General features: G+C 68.0%; 16 protein-coding genes. 13 read left to right on the forward strand and 3 right to left on the reverse strand.

Annotated elements, in window-relative coordinates; all coding sequences use genetic code 11:
• Positions 1–21 precede the first annotated feature (21 nt).
• From A5752_RS06010 to A5752_RS06020, 3 genes are read left to right on the forward strand one after another with little or no spacing between them, the layout of a single operon-like run.
• Positions 22–1,074, forward strand: coding sequence for a cobalamin B12-binding domain-containing protein (locus A5752_RS06010; protein ID WP_197500553.1), 1,053 nt, complete (start codon positions 22–24; stop codon positions 1,072–1,074).
• Positions 1,071–1,427, forward strand: coding sequence for an STAS domain-containing protein (locus tag A5752_RS06015; protein ID WP_067083302.1), 357 nt, complete (start codon positions 1,071–1,073; stop codon positions 1,425–1,427). Before A5752_RS06010 ends, A5752_RS06015 begins: the two co-directional genes overlap by 4 nt.
• Entirely contained in the window at positions 1,424–2,260 is an 837-nt protein-coding gene (locus A5752_RS06020) for an MOSC domain-containing protein (RefSeq protein ID WP_067083303.1), read from the forward strand. Before A5752_RS06015 ends, A5752_RS06020 begins: the two co-directional genes overlap by 4 nt.
• Here A5752_RS06020 and A5752_RS06025 read toward each other — a convergent pair.
• Complete coding sequence (locus tag A5752_RS06025) at positions 2,214–3,101, reverse strand: LysR family transcriptional regulator ArgP (RefSeq protein ID WP_067083305.1); 888 nt, start codon at positions 3,099–3,101, stop codon at positions 2,214–2,216. The two genes, A5752_RS06020 and A5752_RS06025, sit on opposite strands and share 47 nt — an antisense overlap.
• 71 nt (positions 3,102–3,172) lie before the next feature.
• On the opposite strand from A5752_RS06025, the gene lysE reads away from it, so the two are divergent.
• The 10 genes from lysE (at position 3,173) to A5752_RS06075 (ending at position 11,883) form a co-directional block, all read left to right on the forward strand.
• Positions 3,173–3,772 carry an L-lysine exporter gene (gene lysE / locus A5752_RS06030; protein ID WP_067083306.1) on the forward strand — a complete coding sequence of 200 codons (600 nt, stop codon included), beginning with the start codon at positions 3,173–3,175 and terminating at the stop codon, positions 3,770–3,772.
• A 50-nt stretch (positions 3,773–3,822) separates the two neighbouring features.
• Positions 3,823–4,626, forward strand: coding sequence for an SDR family oxidoreductase (locus A5752_RS06035; protein WP_197500550.1), 804 nt, complete (start codon positions 3,823–3,825; stop codon positions 4,624–4,626).
• Between the two features lie 158 nt (positions 4,627–4,784).
• Positions 4,785–5,894: a YeiH family protein gene (locus A5752_RS06040; protein WP_067083310.1), complete on the forward strand. Its 1,110-nt coding sequence runs from the start codon at positions 4,785–4,787 to the stop codon at positions 5,892–5,894.
• Between the two features lie 13 nt (positions 5,895–5,907).
• A complete protein-coding gene (locus tag A5752_RS06045; protein ID WP_067083312.1) occupies positions 5,908–6,825 on the forward strand; it encodes an ABC transporter substrate-binding protein in 918 nt (305 codons plus the stop codon).
• Between the two features lie 110 nt (positions 6,826–6,935).
• Positions 6,936–7,637, forward strand: a complete 702-nt coding sequence (locus A5752_RS06050; RefSeq protein WP_067083313.1) for a queuosine precursor transporter — start codon at positions 6,936–6,938, stop codon at positions 7,635–7,637.
• A gap of 74 nt (positions 7,638–7,711) precedes the next feature.
• Entirely contained in the window at positions 7,712–8,392 is a 681-nt protein-coding gene (locus tag A5752_RS06055) for a 5-oxoprolinase subunit B family protein (RefSeq protein ID WP_067083315.1), read from the forward strand.
• Complete coding sequence (locus tag A5752_RS06060) at positions 8,389–9,276, forward strand: 5-oxoprolinase/urea amidolyase family protein (protein WP_067083317.1); 888 nt, start codon at positions 8,389–8,391, stop codon at positions 9,274–9,276. Before A5752_RS06055 ends, A5752_RS06060 begins: the two co-directional genes overlap by 4 nt.
• A gap of 26 nt (positions 9,277–9,302) precedes the next feature.
• Entirely contained in the window at positions 9,303–9,872 is a 570-nt protein-coding gene (locus tag A5752_RS06065; RefSeq protein ID WP_067083319.1) for a GNAT family N-acetyltransferase, read from the forward strand.
• A 185-nt stretch (positions 9,873–10,057) separates the two neighbouring features.
• On the forward strand, positions 10,058–11,206 hold the full coding sequence (locus A5752_RS06070) for a uroporphyrinogen-III synthase (RefSeq protein ID WP_067083321.1): 1,149 nt from the start codon (positions 10,058–10,060) through the stop codon (positions 11,204–11,206).
• The gene (locus tag A5752_RS06075) at positions 11,203–11,883 is read left to right on the forward strand and encodes a sirohydrochlorin chelatase (RefSeq protein WP_067083323.1); all 681 of its coding nucleotides are present in this window, start codon (positions 11,203–11,205) and stop codon (positions 11,881–11,883) included. Before A5752_RS06070 ends, A5752_RS06075 begins: the two co-directional genes overlap by 4 nt.
• Positions 11,884–11,986: 103 nt before the next feature.
• Here the strand turns inward: A5752_RS06075 and nirD are convergent, their stop codons facing one another.
• Positions 11,987–12,334 (reverse strand): nitrite reductase small subunit NirD, encoded by a 348-nt coding sequence (gene nirD, locus A5752_RS06080; protein ID WP_067083324.1) that lies wholly within the window; start codon positions 12,332–12,334, stop codon positions 11,987–11,989.
• A complete protein-coding gene (gene nirB / locus A5752_RS06085) occupies positions 12,331–14,886 on the reverse strand; it encodes a nitrite reductase large subunit NirB (protein WP_067083326.1) in 2,556 nt (851 codons plus the stop codon). The genes nirD and nirB overlap by 4 nt, the downstream gene beginning before the upstream one ends.
• Positions 14,887–15,031: the final 145 nt, after the last annotated feature.

Consider the following 15,031-nt stretch of genomic DNA (forward strand, 5'->3'; position numbering starts at 1 on the left):
CAGAACGCCGACGCAGCGTCGGTGACCGAGCCGTCCGCCGTGCGCGACCGGTTGTGGGAGGCGGCGCTCGACGGTGACGAACAGACGGCGGTGGCCGTCGTCTTCGCGGCGGTGGACGCGGGCCTGTCACCCGAGGACGCACTGCTCGAGGTGATCGCCCCGGTCCAGCGCAAGGTCGGCACGGAGTGGGCGGCCAATCGGATCACCGTCGCGCAGGAACACGCGGCAACCGCGATCAACGACCGCGTCATCGCCGCTTTGGCACAGCACACGGCCGATCGGTCCACCGGGGATGCCGGACGCGTCACCGTCGCCTGCGTGGACGGGGAATGGCACGCGTTGCCGGCCCGCCTGCTCTCCGAAGTCCTGCGTCTGCGGGGCTGGCGGGTCGATTTCCTCGGCGCCCAGGTGCCGACGCCGCACCTGATCGCACATCTGCATCAGCACGCGCCCGACGCCGTCGCGTTGTCGTGTTCGATTCCGACCCGGCTGCCCACCGCCCATGCCGCCATCACGGCGTGCCAGGGGGCCGGCGTCTCGGTGCTCGTCGGTGGTGCGGCGTTCGGGCCGGACGGGCGCTACGCGCGGCTGCTCGGTGCCGATGCGTGGGCGCCCGACGCCCGCGCCGCGGCGCAATGCCTGAGCGAGGGCATCGGACGGCTTCGACTGACGCCGAACAGGCAGGCCCACCATGACCTGCCGCATCTGGTCGATCAGGAGTATTCGATGGTCAGCGCGTCAAAACCGCAGCTGGTCAAGACGACTGTGGCAGACCTGGAGGATCGCTTCCCCGCGATGCGGGACTACACCGACGCGCAACGCGAACGCACCACCGAGGACATCGCCCACATCGTCGACTTCCTCGCGACCGCTCTCTACACCGATGACGACGAGCTGTTCACCGGTTTCATCGTGTGGACCGCCGAAGTGCTCAGTTCCCGCGGCGTCCCGGCCACGTCACTGATTCCCGGGCTGGAGTTGTTGGCCGCTCAGCTGCAAGACTTTCCGCGGACCCAGCGCATGCTGGCCGCCGCACGCACCGCCCTCGTTCCCGACTCCACACCGATCGCATGAAACTCACCCTGAAGTCCGAGATCACGATTCCCTCGGCACGCTTCCACGTCGCCGGCGACCTCGACTACGGCCACACCGCGCCGTTGCTGGACGCCGTATCCGAGCTGATTTCCGCCAAAGCCGGCGTGCGAGAACTGCACCTGGATTTCACCGGACTCGGGTTCCTCGACTCCACTGGGCTGTCTGCCCTGTTGATCGTCCATCGCGAGGTGTCACGCTCCGGAGTGGTGCTGCATCTCGACAACCGGCCACCCCACCTCGAGCGCGTCCTCGAGATCACCGGGCTTCTGGACCATTTCACCACCGTGCCGGTCGCCGCGTCACAACGCCCGGACGAGATCGAGATCGGTTGACCGGGACGGCGGGCCGGGTGGTGGCGCTCAAGCGCTACCCGGTGAAATCGATGCTCGGCGAGACACCCCAGCGTATCCGGGTCGGGCCCACGGGTGTCGAAGGCGACCGGCGGTACGCGCTGATCGACGAGGAGACGGGGCGTGTCGCGACCGCCAAACATCCACGCCGCTGGAGTGCGCTGCTGCAGTGCGCGTCGAGTACCGAGGAGGACGGCAGCGTCGCGGTCACGCTGCCCGACGGCCGCCGCATGCCGGTCACAGAGGTGGGTGCTCCCCTGTCCGAGATGCTGGGCCGCACCGTGCATGTCGCCGATGAACGGGCCGCGGGCGCGATCCTCGAACGGTCCGATCCGCTGGAGGTGCTCGAGCACGGCATCGACGCCGAGTTCGATCCGGTGCTGCTGGAACTCGGACAGGGCGCACCGGGCGGCGCGTTCGTCGACCATTCCCCGGTGCACCTGATCACCACGGCTACGCTCGACGCGATCGGCGTCGGCTTGGATGAGGCGCTGCGGTATCGGCCGAACGTCATCATCGAAATGGCCGACGACACCGAACCTTTCGTGGAGAACGCTTGGGTCGGCTCCGAGATCGCGCTCGGCGAGATCACGCTCCGTGTCACCCTGACCACCCCGCGGTGTGCCGTGCCGACGCTCAAACACGGAGACACCGCGCGCCTTCCGGATGCCGTGCGGTACCTGCTGGACCACAATCGGGTCGAGGTGCCCGGGTCGGGAAAACTGCCCTGTGCCGGGGTGTACGCCGAGGTCGTCGCCACGGGCGCCATCAGTACCGGCGACGAGGTGAGAGTCGGTCCGCCGCAGCAGCGGTGACGGCGCCGGTGACCCGTTCGACTATCGGGCTGTCGAGCTTCCAGCACTGCCAGAACAGCGGAACGTCGAGGTGCGCCTTCGCGATCCGCACGAATGATCCGTCGTCCAGGCGCGGTCCGGCCAACGCGTCCGGGAACATCCCCCAGCCCAGTCCCGCCTCTACCGCCGCTCCGAACCCCTCCGCCGTGGGCACGAAATGCTGGGGCCGGGCGATGTCGCGGCGAAACACCCTGCGCACCAACATGTCCTGCAGCGCGTCGTCGCGGTTCCACGCCAATGACGGTGCGTGTGCGGCCGCGGCCGCGGTGAAGCCGTCGGGCAGATACCGGTCGCGATATCCAGGACTGGCCACCGGGACGTAACGCATCACCCCCAGCGGATGCACCCGGCACCCCGACACCGGTGCGCTCTCGGTCGTCACCGCGCCCATCACCACACCCTCACGCAACAGACGCGCCGAGTGGTCCTGATCTTCGATACGGATGTCGAACAGTACTTCGCCCAGGGCGGCGAACACCTCGGTGAACCACGTGGCCATTGAATCGGCGTTGACCGCCATGGCAATTCGAGGCTCGCTTCCGCTGCCGCCGGCCATCTCCGTGAGCGCCTCCGCCTCCAGCAGCGCGGTCTGTGCCGCCATGCGCAACAGCGGAACACCGGCTGCCGTTGCAGTACAGGGTTTTTCGCGGACCACCAGGACCTGACCGACCCGTTGTTCGAGGGCCTTGATGCGCTGGCTGACCGCCGACGGCGTGACATGCAACTGTGCCGCCGCCGCGTCGAACGAGCCGTGTTCGATCACCGCCGCGAACGCCGCCAGCTGCTGACCGTCGATCGCCACATTAGAAATGCTAATGCATCTGCAGAAACATTAGCTGTACTGATCCTGTCGGCGATCCTACCGTCGACCCCATGACCTCTCCCCTGGTGGTGGGCTTCCTGGCCTCGCTCGCGCTGATCGCGGCGATCGGCGCGCAGAACGCGTTCGTGCTCCGCCAGGGGATCCGCGGCGAGCATGTGCTGGCGGTCGCAACTGTGTGCACGCTGTCCGACATCGTGCTGATCGCCGCCGGCATCGCCGGGTTCGGCGTGGTGATCAACGCACATCCCGCCGCGGTCGACGTCGCCAGATTCGGCGGGGCGGCGTTCCTCATTGGTTACGGCGCGCTCGCGGCGCGGCGCGCATTGCGGCCGTCGGCGCTGACGCCCTCGGAGAAAGGCCCGGCGCGGCTGCTCGAAGTGCTCGTCACCTGCCTCGCCCTGACCTGGCTCAACCCGCACGTCTACCTCGACACCGTGGTGCTGCTCGGCACGCTGGCCAACGAGCATCGCGACGGACGCTGGCTGTTCGGCGTCGGGGCCGTCACCGCCAGCGCGATCTGGTTCTTCAGCCTCGGTCTGGGCGCACGCCGGCTCGCCGGGTGGTTCGCGACCCCGACGACGTGGCGCATCCTCGACGGCGTGATCGCGGTCGCGATGGTCGGGCTCGGGCTGTCGCTGGCGTTCACCTGACACCGCGCTGACGTCATATCCGCCGGAGCGGGTATGAAGAGGTGATGACGATGCGCTCCACCTCCCGCAAGACCGTGTTCATCACCGGCGCCGCCGCCGGCATCGGCCGCGCCACCGCGCTGACGTTCGCCCGCAACGGATACGTGGTCGGGGGATACGACATCGACGAGGTCGGGCTCAAATCACTGGCCGACGAGATCGAGCGGTCGGGCGGCGTCGCGCACACCGGCCACCTCGACGTCACCGACCCCGACGAGATGGCCACGCGGGTGCGGGAGTTCGTCGAGGCCGCTGGTGACCGCCTCGACGTGATGATCAACAACGCAGGGATCCTGCGGGCCGGCCGCTTCGAAGAGATGGACATCGCCGGCCATCACAAGGAGGTCGACATCAACGTCAAGGGTGTCGTCAACGGCCTGTACGCGGCGTTTCCCTACCTGCGCAAGACCCGGAACTCCGTCGTCGTGAACCTCTCGTCGGCGTCCGCGATCTACGGGCAGGCCGAGTTGGCCAACTACAGCGCGACGAAATTCTTCGTCCGCGGAATCACCGAGGCACTCGACATCGAATGGAATCGGTACGGCATCCGCGTCATCGCGATGTGGCCGCTGTACGTGCAGACCGCGATGACCCACGACATCAAGACCGGCACGACGGACTCGCTCGGCATCCGGCTCACGGCCCAGGACATCGCCGATGCGATCGTCGAGGCCATCGAACCGGCGCGCCTGCGACGCCTGATCCATCAGGTGCACTTCCCGGTCGGAACGCAGACCAAGGTGATGACCATCGCGTCCCGGTTCTCGCCGGGTTGGCTGACCCGGTACGCCAACAAGAAGCTGTCGCACTCTTGATGTTCGGCTGAGTTTCGATTCGCGCTGATCCCAACGGGTGACCACAGGCGGCGCCCGACGTACGTTCCGCGCATGAACGAGGACTGGCTCGCCGTCATTGTCGGCCTTTCGCTGCTCGCACTCGTCTTGGTGGGCGCGATTCCGGGAAGCGTGATCCCGTGACCGAACAGGCGACGGCCGCTCCGAAGCAGCAGACCGCCGGGGTCGGCTACGCCGTCGCCGGGGTGCTGGTGGTGCTCGCACTGGGCGCCGTGACGCGGTTCCTGGAAACACAGGTGCCGCGGTGGGCCGACGGCACCGCGTTCTTGGGCATCGCCAAGTCCATCGAATTCCCGGTCTACGCAATCGCTCTGGGCTTGCTAGGCAACTTCGTTCTGTCGCGGCTGGCCCTGCGCGATGCGCTGGCGCGTGGGTTCCGCACCGAGTTCTTCATCAAGACGGGCCTGGTTCTGCTCGGTGCGTCGATCAACCTCAAGGTGCTCGTCACCGCGGCGGGCCCGGCGATCATCCAGGCGCTGCTGCTGATCTCGATCGTGTTCGGCTTCACCTGGTGGCTCGGCGGTGTGCTGCGCCTTGAGGACAAACTGCGGGCGCTTCTCGCGTCGGCGGTGTCGATCTGCGGGGTGAGCGCGGCGATCGCAGCGGCAGGAGCCGTGCAGGCCAAGCGCGAACAGCTCGCGTACGCGGCCTCCCTGGTGATCGCGTTCGCACTGCCGTCGATCTTCCTGTTGCCCTGGCTCGCAGACGTTTTCAACCTCTCCGATGCGGTGGCCGGCGCCTGGATCGGCGGCAACATCGACACCACCGCCGCCGTCGCCGCGTCCGGGGCCATCGCCGGCGAGGACGCACTGCAGATCGCGACGATCGTCAAGACCACGCAGAACGCGTTGATCGGCATCGTCGCGATCGCGCTGACCGCCTACTTCGCGCTCAAGGTCGAACGCAAGTCGGCCGCGGAGGCCAAGCCGTCACTCGGGCAGTTCTGGGAGCGTTTCCCCAAGTTCGTGCTCGGTTTCATCGCCGCGTCGATCGTCGGCACGCTGTACCTGGCGTGGGGCGGGAACAAGTCGGCGATCAGCACGGTCAACGACCTGCGGACCTGGTTCCTGATCTTCGCGTTCGTCGCGATCGGCCTGGAGTTCTCGCTCAAGGGGCTCAAAGAGGCAGGTTGGCGCCCGGTCGCGCTGTTCGCCTCGGCGACCTTGGTGAACATCGTCGTGGCGCTCGGCCTCGCCGTCGTGTTGTTCGGGAACTTCCAGGTCGGTTAGCTACGCTCGCCGGGTGGCCAAGGGGCTGAATCGACGAGGCTTCCTGACGGTGAGCGCGGGCGCGGCGCTCGTCGTCGCCGGGTTCACGGCCGGATGCGGTTCGGACAAGCCCGGCACCGTGGCTCGAGACGGCTCGGTCACCGTCAAGCACGCCTTCGGCGAGACCAAGATCCCCGCACCCCCCAAGCGGGTGGTCAGCGCAGGACTGACCGGGCAGGACGACCTGCTCGCGCTCGGGGTCGTGCCGATCGCGGTGACCGAATGGTTCGGCGGCGAACCGTTCGCGGTATGGGCGTGGGCGCGAGCGAAACTCGGATCGGCGCAGCCGACCGTGCTCAGCCTCGCCGACGGCATCCAGGTCGATCAGATCGCGGCGCTGAAGCCGGACCTGATCGTCGCCACCAACGCCGGGTTGGACGCCGACACCTACTCGAGGCTGTCCGAGATCGCGCCGACGGTCGCGCAGTCCGGCAGGGAGGCGTTCTTCGAACCGTGGAAAGACCAGGCCACCACGATCGGCCAGGCGGTCTTCAAACACGATGAGATGCAGGCGTTGATCGCCGGCGTCGGCGACAAATTCATCGCGGTGTCCGAGGGCAATCCCGGGTTCTCAGGCAAGACGGCGGCGCTGTTGCGTGGTCAGCTGGCCGACGGGAAACCGCAGAGTTTGACGCCTGCATGGCGCGCGGAGTTCCTCACGGCGATGGGATTACAAGTCGTCGAGGGACTCGACGCCGAAGTGCTGATCTGGGCCACCGAGTCCGACGAGGAACAAGCCGCGCTGCTGGCCGACCCGCAGATCGCGGGGCGCGGCAAGGCCAACATCTTCACGGGTAAGGAGCTCGCCGGCGCGATCGCATTCGCCTCCCCGCTGTCCTATCCCCTGGTGGCCGACCAACTGCCGCCGCGCATCGTCGAAGCCCTGGCCTGACCCGCGAAGTGCCGCTCGTCGAACGTGCGCTCAGGACGAAATCTGAGCCTGCTTTTCGCGCTGAGTGCACGCTCGGCGACATTGGGACGTGGTCCTGAGAAGATTGCGCGGTGACCGCCGACATCGAGACCGAGCACCGCGGGTTCGCGACCACGGGGTCGGCGTACTACCCGACGCTGGTCGCGGTGTTCACCGGTCTGGTGCTGATCTCCAACGTGGCCGCCACCAAGGGCATCGCCTTCGGCCCGCTCATCGGGGACTGGTCGCTGATCACCGACGGCGGCTTCGTCGTCTTCCCACTGACCTACGTGATCGGCGACGTGCTGTCGGAGGTCTACGGATTCAAGGCCACCCGGCGCGCCATCTACATCGCGTTCGTGATGGAGGCGCTCGCCGCGTTCACGTTCTGGCTCACCGCCGTGCTGCCGCCCGCCGACTTCTACACCAACCAGGCGGCTTTCGAGGCGGTGATGAAGCCGTTCACGCTGTTGATCGTCGCGGGCCTGGCCGGCTTCCTCGTCGGGCAGACGCTCAATGCGTGGGTCGTCGTCAAGATCAAGATGCGGGTGGGCGAGAAACAGCTGTGGGCACGGCTGATCGGATCCACCGTCGTCGGGGAGTTCGCCGACACCCTGGTGTTCTGCAGCATCGCGGCCGCCGCCATCGGGATCAACACCTGGCGCGACTTCATCACGTATGTCGCGCTCGGGTGGGTCTACAAGACGGCGGTGGAGGTGGTCGTGCTACCCGTGACGTACCGGGTGATCGCCTTCATCAAGCGCCGCGAACCGACGTATCGGCCCGCCGCTTGAGGCATCGCTAAAACTCCTCTGGCAAGGCTCATAGAGCAGGCGTATTGCTAGCTACTCGCGGGTAATTTCGAGTCATGACCGTGACAGCCGAAAAGGAACATGACGTGCGGGGCACCGGCGCCATTCCGATCCGCGACTACGGAGACCAAGCGCTGCTGCTCGAACTCGAGACCACCGCCGAGGTACTGGCGTGGGCCGACGCGATCCGCGAGGCCGACCTGCCCGGTGTCCTCGACATCGTGCCTGCCGCCCGGACCGTGTTGCTCAAACTCGCAGGTCCCCGCTATCAGGCTCCGACCCGGCAGCGCCTGAGCGGACTGCGGACCGACGTCGACCCGGAAGCCGAACTGACGCCGCCTGCCGACGGCCGCGCCGACCTCACCATCGACGTCGTCTACGACGGGCAGGATCTCGACGAGGTGGCCCGACTGACGGGGCTCAGTCGCGACGACGTGGTCGCCGCGCACACCGGCAGCCTCTGGCGGGTCGGGTTCGGTGGGTTCGCACCGGGTTTCGCCTACCTCGTCGGCGGTGATCGTCGACTCGAGGTGCCGCGGCGCTCCGAGCCGCGCACGAAAGTCCCGACGGGCTCCGTCGGTCTGGCAGGTGAGTTCAGCGGTGTCTATCCGCGGGAGTCTCCCGGCGGCTGGCAGCTGATCGGCCGCACCTCTGCGGTGCTGTGGGACATCGAACGGGAGAATCCGGCGCTGCTGACGGCGGGCATGTGGATCCAGTTCAAGGCGGTCGAATCATGACGACGACGCTCGCGATCCTGCGTTCCGGTCCGCTCTCGCTGATCGAAGACCTGGGTCGTCCCGGCCTTGCACACATGGGCGTCGGCCGCTCCGGGGCCGCCGACCGCCGCTCGCACACACTGGCCAACCGGCTGGTGGCCAACCCCGGCGACCGGGCCACCATCGAGGTGACCTTCGGCGGGCTAGCGGCGCGTGTGCGCGGCGGCGACATCGCGATCGCCGTTACCGGCGCCGACACCGACCCGTCCGTCGACGGAGTCCTTTTCGGCACCAACAGCATTCATTACGCCCGCGACGGCGAGGTGATTTCGCTGGGCTCACCGCGCTCCGGCCTGCGGACGTACCTGGCCGTGCGCGGCGGCATCGACGTGGACCCGGTTCTCGGCTCGCGGTCCTACGACGTGATGTCGGCGATCGGCCCTCAGCCGCTGCAGCCGGGCGACGTGTTGCCGGTCGGCGAGCACACCGAGGATTTCCCCGAGCTCGACCAGGCGCCCGTGGCAGCGATCGAGGACGACGTGCTCGAGCTGACTGTGGTGCCCGGGCCCCGCGACGACTGGTTCGTCGACCCGGACGTCTTGGTTCGCACCAACTGGCAGGCCACCAACAAGAGCGACCGGGTGGGCATGCGACTGGTCGGGATGCCGCTCGAGTACCGGTGGCCGGACCGGCAGCTCTCCAGCGAGGGCGCCACGCGCGGCGCAATTCAGGTGCCGCCGAACGGTTTTCCGGTCATCCTCGGCCCCGATCACCCCGTGACGGGCGGATATCCGGTGATCGGTGTGGTGGCCGAGGAGGACATCGACAAGGTCGCGCAGGTGCGTCCCGGACAGACCGTGCGGATGCATTGGTCGCGGCCGCGCCGACCGTTCGGGGGCCGTTAGTCACACCGCGCTGGTAGAAAAGCAGTGTGCATGTTCAGGACCCTCTCGTTCCCGTCGTGCGCATCCACAGCGCACGGCTGATCCACACTTCCGACCTCGATCCGGAAACGCGCGAGGACGCCAAGCGCATGGTGATCGACGCTTTCGAGGGCGAGTTCACCGAGGTCGACTGGGAGCACTCGCTCGGCGGCATGCACGCAATGATCTTCGACCACGGCGCGCTGATCGCCCACGCGGCCGTGGTGCAACGGCGGCTGCTCTACCGCAACACCGCGCTGCGGTGCGGTTACGTCGAAGCGGTCGCGGTCCGCGAGGACTGGCGCGGGCAGGGCCTGGCCCGCGCCGTGATGGACGCGGCCGAGCAGGTGATCCGCGGGGCGTATCAGCTGGGCGCGCTCAGCGCGACCGAGGCAGGCAGACCCATCTACATCGCGCGCGGTTGGCTGCCGTGGCGCGGTCCGACGTCCGTGCTCGCGCCGGCCGGGCTGACCCGAACTCCCGACGACGACAACGCGCTGTTCGTTCTGCCGGTCAGCGTCGACCTCGACACCGCCGCCGAGATCACCTGCGATTGGCGCGAGGGCGACGTCTGGTGAGACTCACAACTCGTTCCGGCGCGAGGTGAGGTGAAGTTCACGGCGGGGTCACCGCACGGCACGCCGACGCAATAACGCCTCGTTAACGTGCGATTCATGAGTGGGTGCAGGCTGCGGGCGGTGCCGACACGCCTCCGAAATGGTCAAGTAATCGCTTGGAAACATGCGCTGCCTACACAGGTCCCATGACTGAGCCCGACTGGGCGCCGCTGACCGGATTCCGGGTGGCCGTGACCTCCGCCCGGCGCGCCGACGAGCTGAGCGCGCTGCTGCGCCGCCGCGGCGCGACGGTGACCAGCGCGGCGGCGATCCAGATGGTGCCGCTGCCCGACGATGATGAGTTGCGCGCCCACACCGAGGCCCTGATCGACGTGCCGCCGGACATCGTGATCGCCACGACAGGGATCGGATTTCGCGGCTGGGTCGCGGCGGCCGACGGGTGGGGGCTGGCCGGCGACCTGACCGCCGCGCTCGCGAAGGCGCGCGTCGTGTCCCGCGGCCCCAAGGCGACCGGTGCGCTGCGCGCGGCCGGACTGCCCGAGGAGTGGTCGCCGGACTCGGAGTCGTCCCGCGAGCTGCTGCACTACCTGGTCGAGGGCGGTATTGCCGGGCAGCGCATCGCGGTGCAGCTGCACGGAGCCACCGAGGAGTGGGACCCGTTCCCGGAGTTCCTCGACGAGTTGCGCGCCGCCGGCGCCGAGGTCGTGCCGATCCGGGTGTACCGATGGCATCCCGCGCCGCACAACGGCGATTTCGACCAGCTGGTGGCGGGCATTGCCGACGAGAAGTTCGACGCGGTGAGCTTCACCTCGGCGCCCGCGGTGGCGTCGGTGTTGTTGCGGGCCCGGGAGATGGGCCTGGAGAACCGGGTGCTCGCCGCGTTCCGCCGCGACGTCCACGCCATGTGCGTCGGCCCCGTGACGGCGCGCCCACTGGTTCGGCTGGGTGTGCCAACCTCGGCGCCCGAGCGAATGCGGTTAGGCGCCTTGGCCCGTCACATCACCGACGAATTACCGCTGCTGTGCTCGCGGACCATCCGCGTGGCCGGACACCTGCTGGAGATCCGGGGCACCTGCGTTCTGGTCGACGGGGCCGTCAAGCCCGTGTCACCGGCGGGCATGGCGACAATTCGCGCGCTCGCACACCGGCCGGGAGCGGTGGTGTCGCGCACCGACCTGCTGCGCGCGCTGCCAGGCACCGGCACCGACACCCACGCCGTCGAGACGGCAGTGCTCCGACTGCGAACGGCGTTGGGCGACAAGAACATCGTGTCGACAGTGGTGAAGCGCGGTTACCGCCTGGCCGTCGAGGACAATCTGGCGTACGCGAAATGAGCTATCTGTTGGTAGCGCACGGCACCCGCAAGCAGAGCGGTGTCGAGCTGATCGGGGGTCTCGCCGACCGGGTGTCGACGGCGCTCGGCGGCCGGGTGCATGTCGCGTTCGTCGACGTCCTCGGCCCCACGCCGAGCGAGGTGCTGCAGACGCTGCCCGACCGGACGATCCTGTTGCCGGCGTTCCTGTCGCGTGGGTATCACGTCAACACCGACATTCCCGCGCACGTCGCGGCCAGCGGGCATCCTGGCGTCACCGTGACCGAGGCGCTGGGCCCCAGCCCGCAACTGACGCGGGTGCTGATGGACCGGCTCATCGAGTGTGGTTGGCGGCCTGGCGATTCGGTGGTGCTCGCCGCGGCGGGCACGTCCGACGCGGGCGCATTGTCGGACCTGCGCCAGATGTCGGCGATGCTGTCGGCGGTGATCGGCGACCGGGTCGAGCTCGCGTACGCCGCCACCGGTGAGCCGCGCGTGGCCTCTGCGGTCGAACGGCTCCGTCGTGAGGGCGCTCGGCGAGTGGTGGTGGCCTCGTATCTGTTGGCGGAAGGGCTTTTTCAGGACCGCCTGCGCGACAGCGGCGCGGACGCGGTGGCCGACCCGCTCGGCACCCATCCCGCGATGGTGCGATTGATCGCCAACCGTTTCCGCCGCGCCCGCGTACCGCTGGCGGCCTGAGAGTTCTTCCCGCGAGCAGACGCAAAACTGCCGAATTTCGCGTGAAAAGGGGCAGTTTTGCGTCTGCTGGCGGTGAAAAAGGGACGCGGTGAAAGAGGTGAGGCTAACCGCGGACTTCGACCTGGCCGTCGGCGGTGAGGCGCGTTTCGTAGACGGGCAGTGACACGTCGGGGTCGTCGAGACACACGCCGTCGTCGAGCGCGAAGGCCTGCTTCTTGATCGGTGACTGCACGGTCGGGCGGCCGGCGCGATCGCCGACGATGCCGCGCGACATCACCGCCGCCCCGGAGAACGGGTCGATGTTGCCGACAGCATGCAGCGACCCGTCGTCCAGGCGGAACAGCGCCGCCTGGCTGCCGTCGGCGAGCAGCACGCCGACGCCGCGGTTCGGAATCAGGAAGTCGTATCGGCAGGCCGTGGTCCAGACCTGAATCTCGTTGAGCAGTGTCATTTCTGCGGCACCTTCGGCATTCCGATGGACACGGGCACCTTGCGGCCGGACCGCTCGGTGAATTCGACGGTGGGATCGGCAACGTCGGGGGCATTGACGAACGACACGAAGCGCGACAACTTGTCCGGATCCTCGAGCACGCCCTTCCATTCGCAGGCGTAGCCCTCGACGTGGCGGGCCATCGCGGCCTCGAACTCATCTGCCAGACCCAGCGAGTCGTTGCACACGACGTCGCGCAGATGGTCCAGGCCGCCATCCAGCGCCTCCAACCACGGCGCCGTGCGCTGCAAACGGTCGGCGGTGCGGATGTAGAACATCAGGAAGCGGTCGATGTAGCGGATCAGCGTCTCGTCGTCGAGGTCGCCGGCCAGCAGTTGTGCATGTCGCGGCGACATTCCGCCGTTGCCGCACACATACAGGTTCCAGCCCTGCTCGGTGGCGATGACACCGACGTCCTTGCTCTGCGCCTCGGCGCACTCGCGCGCGCATCCCGACACCGCCATCTTGATCTTGTGCGGGGCGCGCAGCCCGCGATAGCGCGACTCGATTCGGACGGCCATGTCGACGGAGTCCTGCTGTCCGTAGCGGCACCACGTGCTGCCGACGCAACTCTTCACAGTGCGCAACGCCTTGCCGTACGCGTGGCCGGACTCCATCCCGCCCTCGACGAGGCGGCGCCAGATCTCCGGTAGCTGGTCGACGCGCGCGCCGAACATGTCGATGCGCTGACCGCCGGTGATCTTCGTGTACAGCCCGAAGTCCCTGGCGATTTCGCCGATCAGGATCAGCTGCTCGGGGGTGATCTCACCGCCCGGCGAGCGTGGCACGACCGAGTAACTGCCGTTCTTCTGGATGTTGGCCAGGAAGTGGTCGTTGGAGTCCTGCAGCGACGCCTGCTCCCCGTCCAGGATGTGATCGCTGCTCGTGGAGGCCAGGATCGACGCCACCACCGGTTTGCAGATATCGCAACCCTTTCCGGTGCCGAAGCGTTCGATCAGTCCCGAGAACGTGCGGATCTCGGTGGCGCCGATGATCTCGAACAGCTCGGCGCGGGACTGGGTGAAGTGCTCGCACAGCGCCTTGGACTGTTCGACGCCTTCGGCCTCCAGCAGTTGTTTGAGCAGCGGTACACACGAACCGCACGACGTGCCCGCGAGCGTGCACTTCTTCAGACCGGGCACATCGGCGCAGCCCCCGCCGATGGCTTCCTTCAGGTCGCCCTTCGTGACGTTGTTGCACGAACAGATCTGCGCGATGTCGGGCAATGCTCCGACGCCCAAACCCGCTGCGCCCCCGTCAGATGCGGGCGCGATCAGCGAGAGCGGGTCGCCGGGTAGCTCGCTGGCGACCATCGGGCGCAGCACACCGTAGGCCGACGCGTCGCCGACAAGAATGCCGCCCAGCAGAGTCTTGGCGTCATCGGAGAGCACGAGCTTGGCGTAGGTCTGCTTGACCGGATCGTTGACCACCACGTCGAGGCAGTTGGGGGTGCGGCCCTGGGCGTCGCCGAAGCTGGCCACGTCCACGCCGAGCAGCTTGAGCTTGGTCGACATATCGGCTTCGGGGAATTCGGCCGCACCGCCGAGCAGGCGATCGGCGACCACCTCCGCGCTGGTGTAACCGGGGCCGACCAGCCCGTAGCAGCGGCCCTCGATCGCGGCGACCTCACCGATGGCATAGATGTCGGGATCGCTTGTGACGCACGACAGATCGGTCAAGACGCCGCCGCGCTGCGCGATGTCCAGTCCGGCTTCGCGCGCGAGTTCGTCGCGGGGGCGGACACCGGCGGCGAATACGACGACGCCGGTGTCGATGTGGCTTCCGTCGTTGAGCGACAACCGCACCGAGTCGTCCTGTTCGGATTTGCGCAACGGCTTGTTGCGTTGCGCCGGCGCGATGCTCTCGGTACCGACACCGGTGTGCACGTCGATGCCGAGGCTCTTGATCATCCGGCTGAGCAGCGCGCCCCCGGCTTCGTCGAGCTGTGCGGCCATCAGGTGCGGCGCCATCTCCACGACGTGGGTCTTCAATCCGAACGCGCGCAACGCGTTCGCCGCCTCCAGGCCGAGCAAGCCGCCACCGATCACGACGCCGACCGGTGTCTTGGAACCGAGCGCCGTATCGGCACCGGCCCGGATCGCGTCGAGGTCGTCGAGGGTGCGGTAGACGTGGCAGACCGGGAGGTCGCGGCCCGGCACCGGCGGCACGAACGCATACGACCCGGTCGCCAGCACCAGGACGTCGTACGGCACCCGGGCGCCGTCGGCGGTCGTCACCGTCTTCGCCGTTCGATCGATCCCGGTCACCCGCGAGCCCAGCCGCAACTCGACCAGCTCGTCGTCCGGGTAGTCGTTACCCGCGAGCGCCAACCGGCCGCGGTCCCAGTGTTCGGTGTATCCGGTGAGCCCGACCCGGTCGTAGGCGGCATCGGTTTCCTCGGCGAGGATCGTCACGCGCCATTCACCGTCGGCGTCGCGCGACCGCAGCGCCTCGACGAACCGGTGACCGACCATGCCGTGGCCGACCACCACCACGTTTCTTGTTGACCGCATGCCGCCGACGCTAAGCAGCCGATATTGCCGCAATGTCGCCTCGTGTGAAGCACCGATCACGGTGTGCTCACATCCGCCGACGCCCGCTGTGAGACCGGCGCCGGGCTTCGCTGCCAGCGAACAGCCTTCGGGAACATGAGCGTGG

It is taken from the genome of Mycobacterium sp. 852002-51961_SCH5331710, from assembly GCF_001665535.1.
Taxonomy (GTDB): Bacteria; Actinomycetota; Actinomycetes; order Mycobacteriales; family Mycobacteriaceae; genus Mycobacterium.